Raw genomic sequence first — 17,358 nt, forward strand, 5'->3', positions numbered from 1 at the left:
GTTGAACAGAACAGAATTCGTCATCGCAACCGCCATTATCCTATTCGCGGCCTTCTGCATGGGATGGTTCGCAAATTGGCTGGCACACCGTCTGTCCCGCGTCCGTCAAAGCGACGTGGCCGATCTGGATCGGATGAGCCAGGAACTGCACGAGGCTGAAGAATCCCGCGATCAGGCGATAACATACTTACAGCAACGCGAGGCGGAGCTGACCAACCAGCTGACGCAGGCCGAGGCCGAACTGGCCGCAGCAATGGAAGGTCTGCGCGACGCCCGTCAGGAAGCTGAATTGCTTCGGGGGCGGATCAACAACGCGGACTAGAGTTCGGGCCGCAGGTCACCTCAGAGAACCTGAGCCAGATCCGCGATCAGGTCCTCTGGGTCTTCAAGCCCGATGGACAACCGGAACACACCGTCACCGGCATAGTCGCGATAGCTTTCAAGCTGCGCTCCCTTTAGCCTGAAGGATGTCTCCATCAGCGCATCGGTTCCCATCCAGAAAATCAAACTGCGATGATGGCCCAGCGACACCGCATAGTGGATGATCTGCAACTTTTCGATCATCTGTTGGGCCAATGCCTCTCCGGCAGCCCTGTCGCCGACCTGAAAGGTGATCATGCCTGACGTGTTCTGCATCTGCCGTCGCGCCAGATCGTATTGCGGGTGGGATTTGAGACCCGGATAAATCACCCTGGTCACTGACCCGCGGGATTCCAGCCATTCGGAGACGGCCAAGGCCCCGGCCTCGTGCGCCTTCATGCGCAATGGCAACGTGGCCATGCCCCGCGCTATCATCCAAGCGTTGAACGGAGACATGATGCCGCCGTGGTGTATCGCGGATTCGCCGCGGATTTTTTCGATCAGTTCCTTTCGACCCGCAATCGCGCCACCGATCGCATCCCCGTGTCCGCCAATGTATTTGGTCACGGAATGCATGATCAAGTCGACGCCCAGGTCCTTGTTCGCCTGCCCAAGCGGCGAGGCGAACGTGGCATCACAGGACAACAGCGCGCCTGCACGATGCGCGATCTTGGCAACAGCCGCCAGATCGGTCAACCGCCCGATCGGGTTCACCGGTGTTTCGGTGTGGATCAGCCGCGTGTCCGGGCGCACTGCCGCCTCAACAGCATTCAGATCGGACATGTTGACCGTGCTGACCTCGATGCCCAGACGCGGAAGAGTGTCGCGGGCCAGCTCTGCAACGCCTGCATAGGATACGTCCGACACGATCACGTGATCTCCGGCCGACAGAAATGTAAGAAAGATGGCCGTGGCGGCCGCCATTCCGGATGCCAGGCAGATACAATCCTCTGTTCCCTCCAATGCGCTGATCTTTGATTCTAGGGTTTTGACATTGGGGTTGGCCCAGCGACCATAGAGATACGGAGCCTCTTCCTCGATGTCGTGGGCTGAAAAGCCGGCCACCTGATCCGTCACAAAGGTCGAGGACATATGCAACGCCGGGGCAGATGCGCCGGTAGACCTGTCCGGGCCTTCACCGGCATGAATGGCTTTGGTTGCAAGCCCCTTTTCTTTCAATCCATTGTGCATGCTGGTCCCCTTTTGACGTTTGGTTTCAATTCATCATGAATTGGCGATCACACGTCTAGAGGCGAATTGAACGCGCAGTGTTCTCAAAACGACACTGCAAAAGTGCATGACCAGTGAATTGATCTCACCAGCGGGTCAGCGCGTCTTCGTCCTCGTCCTTCGCGGCAACCCATTCTGCACCGGTTGTGGTAATTTCTTTCTTCCAGAATGGCGCGCGGGATTTGAGGTAATCCATCAGATATTCCGCAGCCTCGAAAGCATCCTTGCGATGCCGTGATGCGGTGGCGACCATCATGATCCGGTCACCCGGCGCCAGGCGTCCATACCGGTGAATCACCAGCACATCGCCCAGAGACCACCGATCTTTGGCCTCCTGCGCGATCTTGGTCAGGGCGCGTTCGGTCATGCCCGGATAATGCTCGATTTCCATGACATCCAGATCACCTGTCGCCAGGTCGCGTACAACGCCTGTGAAAGTCACGATCGCCCCGTTCACCGCGTTGCCGGCGGCAAAGGCATTGGCCTCGGCCCCCAGATCGAACGCCTCTTCCTGAACAGCGATCCGCATTGCGTCAGCCTCCGGTCATCGGCGGAAAAAAAGCCACCTCACGGACGCCGGACAGCGGTGCATCAAAATCCGACAGCTCCTGATCCAAGGCGACGCGCAACGCAGACAGGTCGGCAAATGCAGCGGCGTAGCGGTCTTCGCGCGCGCTCAGCTCTGCAACCAGATCCGAGACCGTCGCGGCATTGGTGTCGACCTTTTCCTTGGGCAAGCCGATCCTTTCGCGCACCCAGGCGAAATACAGCACATCCATCCCTTAGCTCTCCTTCAGATGGGGCATAGCTTTACGTAGGTAGTCATAGCCGGTGATCAATGTCAGCGCAGCCGCAATCCAAAGCAGCCACAGCCCGATCCGACCCGCCCAGAACATCCCTTCCAGGTTCCAGCGCACAGCGTTCAGATCTTCAAGCTGTCCTGTCAGGACCTGATCGATCGTTGTTGCATCCATTCCGAAGGTGGCCATCACAAAGTAATGCTCGAAGATGCCCTGAGAGAACAGCACCGCGATGGCAATCATCTGGGCGGTGGTCTTCCATTTGGCCAGTTTCGTTACTTTCAATGTTCCGGCCACATCGCCCAGATATTCGCGCAGGCCCGAAACAAAAACCTCGCGGAACAGGATCACGGTGGCGGGCAGCACCAGCCATGGCGTCCAGTGTTCGGTCGAATAGCCAACCAGGATCATAAGCGCGATCACCACCATGGCCTTGTCGGCGATGGGATCCAGCATTGCACCCATCTTTGTTTCCTGCTTCCACGCGCGCGCCAGGTAGCCATCGAACCAGTCGGTAATGGCCGCCGACAGAAACAGGATCAGGGCAAACCAATCCGCATAGGGGCGCGTGAAATACAGAAACATAACGGCCAGGCCGGGCGCGGCCAGCAGGCGCAATACGGTCAGTATGTTCGGCAAATTCCATTTCATGCTGCGGACCCTACAGTGCCGGCTTCGGACAGAAAAGACGGGGCGGTAAAAAACAGTACCAATCACAGATGCTTGGTCAAAGGGTCACAGTTCGTGGGCCCGCGTGTCAAACCCCTTGGCCTCGGGTCACGAACGCGCCAGATTGCCTATGAAACTGGCCACGGACGCGCGAACCCTATGACACCCCGAATTCCAATGGACGCCCGATCCAACCTGATCGGAAGCGGTTGGATGATTGCTGCCATGGCAGGTTTTGCGCTGGAAGACGCGTTGTTGAAAAGCGCGTCCCTGACGCTGCCGATCTGGCAGGTACTGGTTCTGTTCGGCACTGGTGGGGCCGTGATATTTGCCTGTGTTTCCCTTTTGCGCGGCACTCGGCTGCTGCATCCAGATGTGCTGTCCCGGCCGATGAAGATACGCGTTCTTTTCGAAATCCTGGGGCGGTTGTTCTACGTGTTGGCCATCGCGCTGACGCCCTTGTCCGCCGCAACCGTGATCTTGCAGGCCACACCGCTGGTCGTGGTCGCAGGGGCAGCCGTGTTCTTCGGAGAAGCCGTTGGCTGGCGGCGATGGAGTGCGATTCTTGTCGGCATGGTCGGGGTGGTCGTCATCATCCAACCAACCGGAGACAGTTTTTCTGTCCTGTCGATCCTCGCTGTATTGGGGATGCTGGGCTTTGCCGGTCGCGATCTGGCCAGCCGCGCCGCGCCCGCAACCCTGGGAACCGAGGTTCTGGGGTTCTATGGGTTTCTTTGCATCGTGGTCGCCGGGCTGGCCTACCGGTTCTGGGAAGGCGTGCCGTCGGCTCCGCTGGCAGGCCATACCGGACTGCACATGACCGGTGCAATCTTCATGGGCACCATAGCCTATGCATCCCTGATGAAGGCGATGCGCACGGGTGAAGTTTCGGCGGTTACGCCATTTCGCTATTCCCGGTTGCTGTTCGGCATCGGGTTGGGCGTGTTCTTGTTCGGCGAGCGTCTGGATCAGACCATGTGGATCGGCAGCGCGCTGATCGTGGCCTCGGGGCTTTATATCCTCTGGCGAGGTCGTCGGGCTTAGCCCTTGTCGTGGAAAAAGTCATAAACTTTTTGCGCCAGCCCGGCGGAAATCCCATCAACCGCTTTGAGATCGGCAAGATTCGCCCGGCTGACCGCTTTGGCGCTTCCGAAATGCGCCAGCAATGCCCGCTTTCGCGCCGCACCGACGCCGGGGATTTCGTCCAGCGGTGTCGCGCCGACGGCTTTGGCTCGTTTGGCCCGATGGGTGCCAATCGCGAACCGGTGTGCCTCGTCGCGTAGACGCTGAATGAAGTACAGCACCGGGTCGTTGCGTTTCAGGGCAAAGGGGCGCTGACCAATCCGGTGAAACTCTTCCTTGCCGTGATCCCGGTCGACACCCTTTGCGACGCCAATCATGGGGATGTCTTCGACGCCATGCGTTTGCATGATTTCGTGCACGGCGCTCACCTGCCCCGCGCCGCCGTCGATCAGCAGCAGATCAGGCCATAAACCTTTGTCCCGGTCCGGGTCTTCCTTCTGCAACCTTGTAAAGCGCCGGGTCAGAACCTCTTTCATCATTCCGAAATCGTCGCCCGGGGTCAGGTCTTCACCGCGTATGTTGAACTTGCGATAGGCGTTTTTCATGAACCCCTCGGGCCCCGCCACGATCATGCCGCCGACGGCGTTGGTGCCCTGAATGTGGGAGTTGTCGTAGACCTCGATCCGGTTCGGCGGGCCGTCCAGATCAAACGCCTCGGCCACACCGCGCAAGAGTCTGGCCTGTGTTGCGCTTTCCGACATGCGACGCGCGAGCGACTCTCGTGCATTTCGCAGCGCACCCGCGATCAGCTCCTGTTTTTCACCGCGTTGGGGCACAAGAATCTCAACCTTGCGCCCAGCTTTCTCTGACAGGGCCTCTTGCATCAGATCGGCGTTTTCGATGGCATCCGACAGGATCAGTTGCCGGGGCGGTTCCTTGTTGTCGTAGAACTGGCCGAGGAAAGCCTCCATCGCTTCGGCCGCGGACACGTCCGGCCCAACGCGCGGATAAAAATCTCGGTTGCCCCAATTCTGATTGGCGCGGATGAAAAACACCTGCACACAGGCCTGACCACTGTCCATATAAAGGCCGATCACATCCGCCTCGGTCACGCCGCGCGGGTTGATACCCTGAGACGTCTGCACCTGCGTCAGCGCACGAATGCGGTCGCGCAATCCAGCGGCGCGTTCGAATTCCATCGCTTCGGACGCGGCCATCATCTGTTCGGCCAGTTCCTCCTGCACCCTGGTTGAACGACCGGACAGAAACCTTTCCGCATCCTGGACGCTTTCGCGGTAATCCGCTTCCGAGATCAGCCCGACACAAGGCCCCGAGCAGCGCTTGATCTGATAGAGCAGACAAGGCCGGGTGCGGCTGTCGAACATGGAATCCGAGCAATTGCGCAGCAAAAACGCCTTTTGCAACTGGTTCAGCGTTCTGTTGACGGCACCGGCGCTGGCGAATGGGCCAAAATAGGCGCCCTTCTCTTTCTTTGCGCCGCGATGTTTCTTGATCTGAGGAAAGGCATGATCCTTGGCGACGAGAATATTCGGAAAGCTTTTGTCGTCGCGCAGCAGTACGTTGTATTTCGGCTTGAGCTGCTTGATCAGGTTCTGCTCCAGCAGCAGCGCCTCGGTCTCGGTCCGCGTCGTCAGAAACATCATCGAGGCGGTCGAGGCGATCATCCGCTCGATCCGGCCCGAGTGACCCGGCCGCGTATAGTTCGAGACCCGCGCCTTGAGGTTCCGCGCCTTGCCCACGTAAAGAACCCGACTATCGCTGTCGAGCATCCGGTACACGCCGGGCGAACTGTCCAGTGTCTTTACATAACGCTGGATGCAGGCATAGCCGGTGGGCTGGGTTTCCGAAGTCGGTTCGTCGTGAGAGGTCATGGGCCTGAGATATGATTCTCTGACCATGGCTGCAATCTTGAGCGCCTCAGATCAAGAGAAAACAAATCCACGACTTCTGTGGATAACTGTGCAGATAAGTTCTGGGGCAACGCAAATTTCCCTTGTTTCATTACCTGTTCTTTGATTTGCACAAAATTTAAGCACTATCCTAACACATTGTTTTTGAATGATATTTTTTTGTTCCTGAAACAAGTGTATGAAAAACAAGACAATTTTGTAACGCGCCGGTAACACGGACGAAAGCGGTGCAAAACTTGCGAGGAATATGTCTATTCTACGCCCAGAACGTCTGGCGTCTGCCATCCCAGATGTTGGCCACCATCCACGCACAGAAGCTGCCCGGTGACTGCATGGGCATCCAGAAAATAGCCCAGCGCGGCCGTGATGTCGGAGGGATTCGCCCCACGCTCCAGCACGGTGTTCTTCCGTTGAGCTTTAAAGTGACCCTCAGACTGACGATGGCCCTGCAACGTAGGGCCCGGCCCGATTGCGTTGACCCGGATGGCCGGAGTCAGCGCCTGTGCCGCGGTGCGGGTCAGCGCCCACAGCCCCATTTTTGCGATGGTGTAGGTCATGAATTCGGGCGTCAGTTTGCGCACCCGCATGTCCACCATATTGACGATCAGACCGGTCGCGACCGGTTCACCCGCCTCATCCGGTTCCGCAGCAAGACCCTGTTCCGCCATGGCCTGAGTCAAAACAAACGGTGCGCGCAGGTTGCTGTCGAGATGCCGATCCCAGCTTTGACGGGTTGCAGTGTGGATGTTGTCATATTCGAAGATCGAGGCGTTGTTGACCAGACAGGTGATCGGCCCGCCCAAAGCCTCGGCGGCGCGGGGCAGCAGCGTGGTGACCTGTGCCTCATCCAGAAGGTCGGCCTGCAACGCAACGGATGCTCGGCCCAAAGCCTGAACCTCCGCCACCGTATCACGCGCTGCTGCATCGGAAGACGCATAGTGAACGGCGACATCATACCCGCGCCCGGCCAGATACAAGGCCATCGCGCGCCCAAGCCGTTTGCCAGCGCCGGTCACCAAAGCTCGGGTCATCGGGAATCTCCGTCAGTCAGGTCATGCCAGAAGGATAATGATATATACGGCGTACAACAGGGTAAGGATCATGCCCCATACACGCGTAATATCCTGTTTGAAGAAGACAAACGGGATCAGCAGCAGTGACGCGCCCAGCATGACCCACAGATCGAAATGCAGGAACTCGGGGTCGACCGGAATGCGGCCAAACAGGGTGGCAATTCCGACGATGGCCAGCAGATTGAACATGTTCGACCCGATCACATTGCCCAGCGCGACATCCGCCTGACGGCGCAGTGCCGCCATGACCGTGGTGGCCAGTTCGGGCAACGAGGTTCCGACAGCAACCAGCGTCAGACCGATCACCGTTTCACTGACGCCATAAGTGCGGGCGATGATCGTGGCGTTTTCCACCAGCAGATGCGCGCCCATGGGCAGGCCGATCAGACCCAGGACCAGATAAACCGACACCTTCCAATAGGGCATATCGGGGTCTGCTTCTTCCAGCACTTCCAGATCGTCATCTTCCGCGCGGGCGGGGCCACAGGCCTTGCGGTGTGCGTGCGCCTCGCGGAAAGCGTTCCACAACATCAGCCCCAGACCCGTCAACAGAATCGCACCGCTGAACAGGTTGAACACGCCACAGAAAGCCAGCCCGATGAACAACACCGAGGCCATCAGCATGAAGACATAGTTCTTGCGGCTGTCGCATTCGCTGGTGTGCAGCGTCGCCAATAGGGCGGGCAACCCGAGAACCAGAAGAATATTGGCCGTATTCGACCCGACCACGTTACCCAATGCGATACCGGGTGCGTTTTCCTTGACCGCGCTGATGGCAATCAACAGTTCGGGTGCCGACGTACCAAAGGCCACAATGGTCAGGCTGACAATCAAGGCTGGCACACCCAACCTCAGGCTGAGGTTCACGGCACCACGTACCAGCGCGTCACCGGCCAGCAACAGGATCAGCAGTCCGAGACCGGATAGCAGCCATGCCGTCATCCACGGCCTCCCTTTTCACATGGACACGGACCCTTGCCGATCCGAAACCGTCCACATTTGGGACATTTGGCCGAGCTCAGACGCCGCTGGCCCGGAAAGCGCAGCTTGCCGAACATTGCCAACACAGCCATGCCAATCAGAAAAAGAGTGACGGCCTTGATGATCACGTCACAACCCGAAACGCGCAAAGGCTGCGCGCTCCTCAAGCCCGGCGATCGCGTCCTGCGCCATCGCGGCTCCAAAGCGTGACCAGATCGGTCGGCGCAAACCATAGCGGCGGAACTTGACCTTGTCGCCAAAACGCTCCTGCATCTTGGGCTTCAGATGCGCGATGCCGTCAATCAGACCAAGCTCTTTCGCGCGTCGGGCCAGCCAGACCTCGCCATTGAACAGATCGGCATTTGCATCCAGCTTGCCATCCCTTCGGGATCTGACATGCGCAATGAAGTTCTCGTGTATATCGCCCAGTAGTACCTGAAGGCGGGCGACATCCTCTTTCTTTTCCGGTGCGAACGGATCAAGCATGGATTTCGACTGGCCGGCGGTGTGCACGCGCCGCTCAATGCCCTGCCGAGCCAGAAAGACATGCGCACCGAAGCCGGACGATATCACGCCGATCGACCCCAGGACCGAACTTTCGTCGGCCCAGATCTCGTCCGCGGAAGCCGCCAGCCAATAGCCGCCAGAGGCCGCCACGTCTTCGACAAAGGCATAGACGGGGATGTCCAGCTCCTCGGCCAGGCGACGTATGCGCGACCCGATGAGAGAGCTTTGGACGGGTGAGCCGCCGGGCGAATTGACTTCCAGCGCCACAGCGACGGGTTTGCCTTTGCGAAAGGCCTTTTCCAGCACCGGGGCAAGCGACACGTCGTTCATCGAGGCACGCCCAGCCATTCCGATGGCGCCGGACAGGCGGACAACGGCCACAGTGGGCTGCTTTTTCAGGAAAGGCAGGCGAAGTTTCATGGAAGCCGATGTAGAGCGCGCCACGACCGTTAACAAGGGACACGCGCGCCCATAAACGCGACGTGAACCAATTTCCCACACCCGGCGGGCAAAAATGCAACGCCCTAACTGCGGATGCGCCAGCCAGTTTTGAAGATCCAGCCGATGACCGCAAGGCAAATTCCGGTGAAGGCGATGATCGCCAGAAGGCTCCAGAAAATCGGAACGTCCGCGATCCCGTAAAACGACCAACGGAAGCCCGAGATCAGGTAAACCACCGGATTAAAAAGCGTAATCGTCTGCCAGAGCGGCGGCAGCATCGAGACGGAATAGAACGTCCCGCCCAGAAAGATCAGCGGTGTCACCACCAGCTGCGGCACCAGCGACATCTGCTCGAAATTGCTGGCCCAGATGCCAATGATGAACCCCAGCAGCGAGAAACTGAGACAGGACAGTATCAGAAATGCCGCCATGGCGAAGGGATGCTCGATCCGCAAATCGACAAAAAAGGTGGCGGTTCCGAGTATGACCAATCCGACGAACAGCGCTTTGGTTGCCGCAGCGCCTACGTAACCGATTACGATTTCTATAAAATTGATCGGTGCGGAAAGAAGTTCGTAAATGGTGCCCAGGAATTTTGGGAAATAGATACCGAAGGACGCATTCGATATCGACAACATCACCACCGACAGCATGATCAGACCCGGCACGATGAAGGCGCCGTACGAGACGCCCTCGACCTCCTGAATGCGACTGCCGATCGCGGTGCCGAATACAACGAAATAGAGCGAGGTGGACAGAACCGGCGACAAAAAGCTCTGCGCCAGAGTACGGAAGAAACGGGCCATCTCGAACCGGTAGATGGCAGCGACGGCGGACCAGTTCATGCGGGCTCTCCGGATACCAGATTGACGAAAATCTCCTCAAGGCTCGACTGACGGGTTTGAACATCGCGCAGAACCAGCCCGGCTTGCGCAACATCGTTTAGCAGCGTCGTTATGCCCGTACGCTCGGCATTGGTGTCATAGGTGTAAATCAGCACATTCCCTTCACCGTTCAGGGTCAGGTTGTGGGACATCAAACAATCGGGAATGGCCGAGACCGGTTCGGTCAGCATCACCTCGATCTGCTTCTTGCCCATCTGCGCCATCAGCGTATCTTTGTCCTGAACCAGCAGCAGTTCACCCTTGTCGATGACACCGACACGGTCGGCAATGGCCTCGGCCTCTTCGATATAATGTGTGGTCAGGATGATGGTGACACCGCTGGCCTTCAGCTCGGCCACGATGTCCCACATGTCCTTGCGTAACTCTACATCGACCCCCGCAGTGGGCTCATCCAGAAACAGAACGCGCGGTTCATGCGCCAATGCCTTGGCAATCAGAACCCGGCGCTTCATGCCGCCTGACAGTTCCTTGATCGCGTTCTTGCGCTTGTCCCATAAGGACAACTTGCGAAGAATTTCCTCGATTCTGGCACTATCGGTGCCATGGCCGAACAGGCCCCGCGAGAACCGGACTGTGTTCCAGACCTTTTCAAAGGGCTCCAGTGCGATCTCCTGCGGAACCAGGCCAATCATCTTTCTGGCAGCGCGATAATTCGTCAGAATGTCGTGTCCGCCTACAGTGACGGAACCCGAGGTTGGCGTGGTGATTCCGCAGACGGTCGAGATCAGAGTGGTCTTGCCCGCACCATTGGGACCAAGCAAGGCCAGTATCTCGCCCTGTTCGATATCCAGCGACACCCCCTTGAGCGCTTCAAAGCCGCCCTCATAAGTCTTGCGCAGATCCTTTATAGACAAAATCGGTGCCATGCGTCTCCCCGGTTCTGGCGGGCACCCTATCGCGCCGACCCGCCGCAGAACAGGTCAAAATCGCACAGCAGCCTGCACATATGCGCAGGGCCTAGTCACGCCCCGTCAGACGCCCCAACCATCCCTTTTTGGCCTCTTCCTCTTCCGGCTCGCCTTCGGTTTCCTGCTCGGCTGGACCTTCCAGATGCTCTTGCAGGTTCATGAAAAACTGATCCGCCATCTTCTTGGCAAACCCATCGATCAAACGGCTGCCAAGCTGTGCCAGTTTGCCGCCCACCTTGGCATCGACATCGTATGTCAGCGCGGTGCCACCCTGTTCGTCCGGCGCAAAACTGACCGAGGCGCTGCCCTTGGCAAAACCCGCCGCTCCGCCCTTGCCTTCACCTGTGATAGTCAACCGCTCCGCCTCGACCATGTCCGACATGGTAACCGTTCCTTTGAACGTAGCCTTTACGGGACCGACCTTTTGCACCACCGTCGCCTCATAGCCATCAGCGGGATTCCCGGACACATCCTGGGCCCCCGAGATGCAGGCCTTCAACACTTCGGGGTCCAGCAAGGCCGCAAAAACTGCAGCAGGCGCGGCCTTGATCGTCCTCGTGTCGCTTAAATGCATGTCAAACGCCCTCCTGAAACCCTGTGGCAGATCACCTCAGACGTAGCCTCTAACACCAGGTGCAGGCAACCAGTTTGCGGTTGGAACCCTCATCAACCCCTTGCAATCCCGACGCTCTGGCGAAACTCTGCCCGGCAGGAGGCCGAACCATGCTGAGCGGATTGCGTATCATCGAAATCGAAGGGCTGGGCCCCGGCCCGTTTGCAGCAATGCTGCTGGCGGATCTCGGGGCCGACGTGATCACCGTTCACCGCAAGGGTGGCGCCGTGACGCCGGGTATGCCCGAGCGATCTCTGCTGGATCGCGGAAAACGATCCATCGCGCTGGATCTGAAGGACCCACAGGACCTGAACACGGCCCTGACCCTGATATCCTCGGCCGACGCCTTGATCGAGGGGTTCCGCCCGGGCGTCATGGAAAAACTCGGCCTTGGCCCCGAGGCTTGCCACGCGCTGAACCCCAAGCTGGTGTACGGCCGGATGACGGGTTGGGGGCAGGACAGCCCGATGTCGGACACAGCAGGTCACGATCTGAACTATATCGCCCTGTCCGGCGCCCTGTGGTACGCCTCGGCCGCCGGGCAGATCCCACAGACACCCGCCACCCTTGTTGGCGATATCGGTGGCGGCGCGCTGTATCTGGTGACCGGTATTCTGGCTGCGCTGATCAATGCGAAAGCAACGGGTCAAGGTAGCGTGGTCGATGCGGCCATCTATGACGGCTCGGCCCACATGATGAACCTGCTGATGAGCATGCGCCAGACCGGCAACCTTTCGGAAACCCGCGGACAAAGCCTGCTCGACGGACCGCATTGGAGTCGCTGCTACGCCTGCGCAGACGGCCATTGTATTTCGGTGCAGTGCCTTGAGCCGAAATTCTACGCGATATTCCTGAACCTGCTCGACCTGTCGGATGATCCGCAGTTTCAACAGCAATATGACCGTCAGCTCTGGCCTGTATTGACCGATCGCCTGACGGATCTGTTCGCCAAAAAACCGCGCGATCATTGGGTGACCCTTTTTTCCGGGACCGATGCCTGCGTCGCCCCGATCCTCAGCCCCGAACAAGCCTGGGATCACCCGATGAATACCCGCCGGACATGGCAAGAAGTGGACGGAACGCTTCAGGCCGCCGCCGCCCCACGGTTTTCAAATCATAACTGGAAACCCCAACCCAGCCCGGCCCGCGGAGAACACACTCAGGAAATCCTCGCCGAACTCGACGCACATCCCGGATCCGCCACTTCATCTGGCCGAAAATATCCCGGGGGATGAATTGGCCAAAGGCCAAGAAGGGGGCTGGCCCCCTTACCAACCTTTATCGCCCGCGCACCGTATCGATCATCAACTGCACGTTCTCGGGATCGGCATCCGGCGTGATCCCGTGGCCCAGATTGAATATATGCGGCCCTTTCGAGAACGCCTCGACAATCGCTCGGGTTTCGTCCACCAGTGCCTGCCCGCCAGTCACCATATGCGACGATGCCAGGTTGCCTTGAACACAGCCGTCCACCTGTACCTTTGCGGCGGCCCAGTCCGGCGAAACCGAGTTATCCAGCGCCACGCAATCGACGCCGGTTGCCTCGGCGAACCCGACATAGCCCTCGCCCGCTTCGCGCGGGAACCCGATCACGGGTATTCCGGGATGGCGGGCCTTGATGGCCTGAGTGATCACTCGACACGGCTCAACCGCGTATTTCCGAAATGCCTCACCCTTCAGGGACCCGGCCCAGCTATCGAAGATCTTGACAACCTCGGCGCCCGCATCGATCTGGGCCGACAGGTATTCGATCGTGGCAGCGGTAATCCGTTCCAGCAAAGCCTCGAACAAAACGGTGTCTTCTTCGCGCAGCTTGTGCGCCGGACCTTGATCCGGCGTGCCACGCCCCGCGATCATATAGGTCGCCACGGTCCACGGTGCCCCGGCAAACCCTATCAGCGTCGTCTCTGACGGCAAGTCCCGCGACAGGATGCGCACGGTCTCATAGACGGGCGAGAGCGTCTCATGAATATCCTCGACCGGTTTCAATGCGTCGAAATCCGACTGTTGCGTAATGGTCGACAGGCGCGGCCCTTCGCCGGTGACGAACCACAGATCCGCACCCAGCGCCTGCGGGACAAGCAGGATGTCGGCAAACAGGATCGCCGCGTCAAAACCATAGCGGCGGATCGGCTGTAACGTGACCTCGGCCGCAAGCTCGGAATTGTAGCACAGCGACAGAAAATCCCCGGCCTGCGCACGGGTCGCGCGATACTCGGGCAGATACCGGCCTGCCTGGCGCATCATCCAGATAGGCGGAACGTCCTGAACCTCGCCTGCCAGCGCCCGCAGAATTTTCTTTGTTTCGGCCATGCCTGCCCCCGATATTAAGGTCTGGCGCAACGGGTCTTCCTTCGGCGGCAATTTGTCAAGCTCTGCCCCCATTGTCAGGGCAATGTGACGCGACTAAAGCTATGCCCATGACTTTGACCATGCCCTCTCCCGCATCACCTCTTCGAATCGGCACACGCGGATCCCCGTTGGCGCTGGCCCAGGCCCATGAAACCCGCCAACGGCTGAGCACCGCTTTCGACCTGCCGCACGAGGCGTTCGAAATCGTCGTGATCAAGACGACCGGTGACAATCGCGCCATGATCGACGCGGACCGGCCGCTGAAAGAGATCGGCAACAAGGGTCTGTTCACCAAGGAAATCGAAGAGGCAATGTTGAGCGGCGAAATCGACATCGCCGTGCACTCGACCAAGGACATGCCGGTTGCTCAACCAGAGGGTTTGATTCTGGACACGTTCCTGCCGCGCGAGGATGTTCGTGACGCATTCATTTCACCCAGCCTGAATTCAATCCACGACCTGCCGCAAGGCGCGGTTGTGGGGACTTCGTCGCTCCGCCGGCGGGCACAATTGCTGAATCGTCGACCCGATCTGAACGTGGTCGAGTTCCGGGGCAACGTGCAGACCCGTTTGAAAAAGCTGGCCGATGGCGTTGCCGACTGCACGTTCCTGGCCATGGCCGGACTGCGCCGCCTGCAAAGGGATGACGTCCCGGCGACAGCGATTTCCCCCGACGACATGCTGCCCGCAATCGCACAAGGCACCATCGGGATTGAGCGACGCAGCGATGACAGCCGCGCCGCCGGGATGCTCGAAGCCATACATCATTCAGAAACGTCGCATCGACTTGCCGCCGAACGCAGCCTGCTGGCAAGCCTGGACGGGTCTTGCGAAACCCCGATCGCCGGGCTGGCGGAATTACGCGACGGTCGGCTGCACCTGCGCGGAGAGGTGCTGCGCCCCGACGGGTCCGAATCCATCAGCGAAACCGCGACAGGTTCAATCGAGGACGGCGTTGAACTTGGACACGCCATGGCTCAATCCCTGCTGAAACAGGCAGGCCCCGGGTTCTTCGACTGGCGCGGATAACAAATTTTTTCTGAAATGTGAACTACTTCACTGTCGGACCCCTTGGGGCCATGCAATATGAGGATGTTCCGGAAGGATACAAGGTCAGTCTCGAATATCGAAAGTTTAGCCCGTTTTGTTTTAGATAGTTCTCGAGGGGGCGAGACAGATCCAAATATCCGTTCGAGGCGGGTCGCTGTCTTATAGTCAGACAGCGGCCCGTTTCATTTTGTGCAGTCAGTCCCCTTGTCGAGCCAACTTGGGCGGACCGTTGTGATGACTGAACATTGCCTGATCCGTCAGGCTGTCGGACCGGAAATCAGCCACCCTGCTGTCGAGCGTCCTGTAGAAGCGTTCCAACCCCGGTTCAAGTTCAACGGCCAGTGCGGCGCATTTGGCGCAGGATGCTTCGATATCCACCCTGGTTGCACCTCCGCGAATGGCCGCGACCAATTCCTGATGCTGCGCCAGCAAAGTTTTGAAACCGGCACTTTCGGCAAGAACACGGTCGCCGACCAGAACGTAGACAGGCTCGGGCTCGCTTCGGCCTTTGAGGTCGACAAATCCGGCCTCCAACAGTGCCAGGGTCGAACCCACCGCCTGTTGCACAGATCGCGACACCAGAATGTCATAGTCGACATGGCGGCAATTCTGCTCGAGTCGCGCGGCGACGTTCACCACATCTCCGATCACCGTATAGTTGAACCGGCTGCGTGACCCGATATTGCCGACACAGGCCGTTCCTGTGGCGCATCCCGTTGCCAATGCGATGGGCGGGCGCCCCTGCATCAGGTCCGAGGCATTGAAATTGGCCAGAGCCCGCCGCATCAGCAATGCTGCCCGCGCGGCCCTCCACGGATGATCTTCCACCGGCAGCGGCGCATTCCAGAACGCCATGACGGCGTCACCGATGAATTTGTCGATTGTGCCGCGCTCCTGCAGAATCTGATCTCCGATCTCGGAAAACAGTTCATTCAGCAAAGTCACCAGATCCGTCGCCGATACCGATTCCGAAAGCGGCGTGAATCCCCGAATGTCCGAAAACATCACCGTGATCTCTTGCGTTTCGCCGCCCAATTGCAGTCGATGATCCGATGCTTCCAACTCGTCCAGAATTTCCGGCGCGACGTAATGCGAGAATGTCTGCCGGATCACGCGCTTTTCCCGCTCGGTCGAAATAAACAAATAACCCGCCAGGACGCCGAAGTTCGCCATTCCGCCCAGCAATGGAAAAGTGGCGTCAAACAGCACATTGTGGTTCTGAAAGGCCAACCAACTGATCACCATGACCACCGCCGCTGCGACCCCGCCGGCAATGAATGAGGCAACGGCCCCAAAACTGGACATGACCACCGTCACCACAACCCCGAGAATTACAAAGGCCAACAGTTCCAGCGCCGCCGTTACATCCGATCGGCTGAGCATTTCCCCCACGATGATCTGTTCTATGATCTGGGCATGAATCGAAACGCCGGGCACCGATTCACCCAAAGAGGTTTCGCGCATATCGAACAGGCCTGCAGCTGACGTGCCGACAAGAATAATCCGCCCTTCGATTTCGGCCCGAATGTCGGGATCGTCCGGGGCTTGCATGATGTCGTCCGCCGAAAGATAGATCTCGGGGCGGTCGCGACGGTACTTGATCCAGACTTCACCATTGGCAGTTGTCGGCAACCAAAAGTCTCCGATTTCGACCGACAGCATTACGCCCGCTTCGTCCTGCGCACCCTCGACCAGGATAACGGGTTCATCCAGGGCAACCCTCAGCGCTTCGATGCCAAGCCCCGGCAGCGGGCCGTCCGGACCGCCCCATAGTGCCGGCACACGACGAATTATTCCGGACCCTCCCAGGGGCGAGACATTGACCCCGCCAATGCCAGCCGCACCCCTGCCCAGCGGTGGGGCGATCGGCGACCAATGGGGAACAGTGATCAATCCGGATGTCGGCGATTCACCGATTTCAATCATCCCGGCCTTGGACGCGATGTCTGCACCCTGTTCGGACAATTGCGCAGCCGTTCCCAGAACGACCGGCCAATGCGCCATTTCCAACGCAAAAGTGATGTCATAGTCCAATTTTTGGGCGCGACGTTCCACCGAGATGATGTCAGCAAGGGCAGGGTCGTTCAGCAATCGCGCAGGCGAGTATCTGTCCGGTTCGACAAACAACATGTCAAAAGCGATGGCGGCTGCACCGTATTCGCCCAGGTTTTCCACCATTTGCGCAAGCAGGGTCCGGGGCCACGGCCATTGACCCCAATTCGCCAAGGACCGTTCATCAATATCGACAACCCGTACTGGAAGGTCTGGATTGAACTCTCGCGGAGAAATCCTCTGCAATACGTCGAAATAGATCATCCGGGTTACCTGAACCGGATAGGGGTCACTGACGCGCACGAAACACCCAAGCAGGATCAACGCAACACCGACAAGGCGAAAAGCAAGTCGTCGTTTGAATTGATCTTTTGTCTTGCCCGCCACGTCGGCCTCCTTGGCGTCAGGGTCAGAAAGAGTGTTCAGTTGCCCAGTAAAGTGGGCGGTACATAGCGTTTGGGCTG

At 58.8% G+C, this 17,358-nt stretch carries 17 protein-coding genes; 4 read left to right on the forward strand and 13 right to left on the reverse strand.

The genetic code is table 11. The features are described from left to right. Position 1: 1 nt before the first annotated feature. The gene (locus tag AC2TEL_RS04470) at positions 2–322 is read left to right on the forward strand and encodes a hypothetical protein (RefSeq protein ID WP_480838416.1); all 321 of its coding nucleotides are present in this window, start codon (positions 2–4) and stop codon (positions 320–322) included. A gap of 20 nt (positions 323–342) precedes the next feature. Here the strand turns inward: AC2TEL_RS04470 and AC2TEL_RS04475 are convergent, their stop codons facing one another. From AC2TEL_RS04475 to pgsA, 4 genes are all read right to left on the reverse strand, one after another. After that, a complete protein-coding gene (locus AC2TEL_RS04475; RefSeq protein ID WP_480902155.1) occupies positions 343–1,551 on the reverse strand; it encodes a trans-sulfuration enzyme family protein in 1,209 nt (402 codons plus the stop codon). Between the two features lie 124 nt (positions 1,552–1,675). Beyond that, on the reverse strand, positions 1,676–2,119 hold the full coding sequence (locus tag AC2TEL_RS04480) for a molybdenum cofactor biosynthesis protein MoaE (RefSeq protein ID WP_480902157.1): 444 nt from the start codon (positions 2,117–2,119) through the stop codon (positions 1,676–1,678). Positions 2,120–2,123: 4 nt separating this feature from the next. Next, positions 2,124–2,369 carry a molybdopterin converting factor subunit 1 gene (moaD, locus tag AC2TEL_RS04485; protein ID WP_480838423.1) on the reverse strand — a complete coding sequence of 82 codons (246 nt, stop codon included), beginning with the start codon at positions 2,367–2,369 and terminating at the stop codon, positions 2,124–2,126. Between the two features lie 3 nt (positions 2,370–2,372). Then, complete coding sequence (gene pgsA / locus AC2TEL_RS04490; RefSeq protein WP_480902159.1) at positions 2,373–3,041, reverse strand: CDP-diacylglycerol--glycerol-3-phosphate 3-phosphatidyltransferase; 669 nt, start codon at positions 3,039–3,041, stop codon at positions 2,373–2,375. 177 nt (positions 3,042–3,218) lie between these two features. On the opposite strand from pgsA, the gene AC2TEL_RS04495 reads away from it, so the two are divergent. Next, positions 3,219–4,103 (forward strand): DMT family transporter, encoded by an 885-nt coding sequence (locus AC2TEL_RS04495; protein WP_480902161.1) that lies wholly within the window; start codon positions 3,219–3,221, stop codon positions 4,101–4,103. Here AC2TEL_RS04495 and uvrC read toward each other — a convergent pair. The 7 genes from uvrC to AC2TEL_RS04530 form a co-directional block, all read right to left on the reverse strand. Continuing rightward, the gene (uvrC, locus tag AC2TEL_RS04500) at positions 4,100–5,974 is read right to left on the reverse strand and encodes an excinuclease ABC subunit UvrC (RefSeq protein ID WP_480838429.1); all 1,875 of its coding nucleotides are present in this window, start codon (positions 5,972–5,974) and stop codon (positions 4,100–4,102) included. The genes AC2TEL_RS04495 and uvrC overlap by 4 nt on opposite strands. 290 nt (positions 5,975–6,264) lie before the next feature. Beyond that, on the reverse strand, positions 6,265–7,044 hold the full coding sequence (locus tag AC2TEL_RS04505; RefSeq protein ID WP_480838431.1) for an SDR family oxidoreductase: 780 nt from the start codon (positions 7,042–7,044) through the stop codon (positions 6,265–6,267). A gap of 21 nt (positions 7,045–7,065) precedes the next feature. Then, on the reverse strand, positions 7,066–8,028 hold the full coding sequence (locus tag AC2TEL_RS04510) for a calcium/sodium antiporter (protein ID WP_480902163.1): 963 nt from the start codon (positions 8,026–8,028) through the stop codon (positions 7,066–7,068). Between the two features lie 168 nt (positions 8,029–8,196). Continuing rightward, the gene (locus AC2TEL_RS04515) at positions 8,197–8,994 is read right to left on the reverse strand and encodes a S49 family peptidase (RefSeq protein ID WP_480838435.1); all 798 of its coding nucleotides are present in this window, start codon (positions 8,992–8,994) and stop codon (positions 8,197–8,199) included. Positions 8,995–9,098: 104 nt separating this feature from the next. Continuing rightward, positions 9,099–9,860 carry an ABC transporter permease gene (locus tag AC2TEL_RS04520; protein WP_480838437.1) on the reverse strand — a complete coding sequence of 254 codons (762 nt, stop codon included), beginning with the start codon at positions 9,858–9,860 and terminating at the stop codon, positions 9,099–9,101. After that, positions 9,857–10,786, reverse strand: coding sequence for an ABC transporter ATP-binding protein (locus AC2TEL_RS04525; protein WP_480902166.1), 930 nt, complete (start codon positions 10,784–10,786; stop codon positions 9,857–9,859). Before AC2TEL_RS04525 ends, AC2TEL_RS04520 begins: the two co-directional genes overlap by 4 nt. 91 nt (positions 10,787–10,877) lie before the next feature. After that, positions 10,878–11,402, reverse strand: a complete 525-nt coding sequence (locus tag AC2TEL_RS04530) for an SRPBCC family protein (protein ID WP_480902168.1) — start codon at positions 11,400–11,402, stop codon at positions 10,878–10,880. A gap of 149 nt (positions 11,403–11,551) precedes the next feature. Between AC2TEL_RS04530 and AC2TEL_RS04535 the strand changes: the two genes are divergently transcribed. Continuing rightward, positions 11,552–12,676: a CaiB/BaiF CoA transferase family protein gene (locus tag AC2TEL_RS04535; RefSeq protein ID WP_480902170.1), complete on the forward strand. Its 1,125-nt coding sequence runs from the start codon at positions 11,552–11,554 to the stop codon at positions 12,674–12,676. A gap of 43 nt (positions 12,677–12,719) precedes the next feature. Here the strand turns inward: AC2TEL_RS04535 and hemE are convergent, their stop codons facing one another. Next, positions 12,720–13,754, reverse strand: a complete 1,035-nt coding sequence (gene hemE, locus AC2TEL_RS04540) for a uroporphyrinogen decarboxylase (protein WP_480902172.1) — start codon at positions 13,752–13,754, stop codon at positions 12,720–12,722. Positions 13,755–13,861: 107 nt separating this feature from the next. On the opposite strand from hemE, the gene hemC reads away from it, so the two are divergent. Beyond that, positions 13,862–14,821 (forward strand): hydroxymethylbilane synthase, encoded by a 960-nt coding sequence (hemC, locus tag AC2TEL_RS04545; protein WP_480902174.1) that lies wholly within the window; start codon positions 13,862–13,864, stop codon positions 14,819–14,821. Between the two features lie 216 nt (positions 14,822–15,037). Here hemC and AC2TEL_RS04550 read toward each other — a convergent pair whose 3' ends face one another. Further along, positions 15,038–17,281: a CHASE2 domain-containing protein gene (locus AC2TEL_RS04550; protein ID WP_480902176.1), complete on the reverse strand. Its 2,244-nt coding sequence runs from the start codon at positions 17,279–17,281 to the stop codon at positions 15,038–15,040. Positions 17,282–17,358 lie beyond the last annotated feature (77 nt).

The organism is Ruegeria sp. HKCCD9138 (assembly GCF_057220975.1).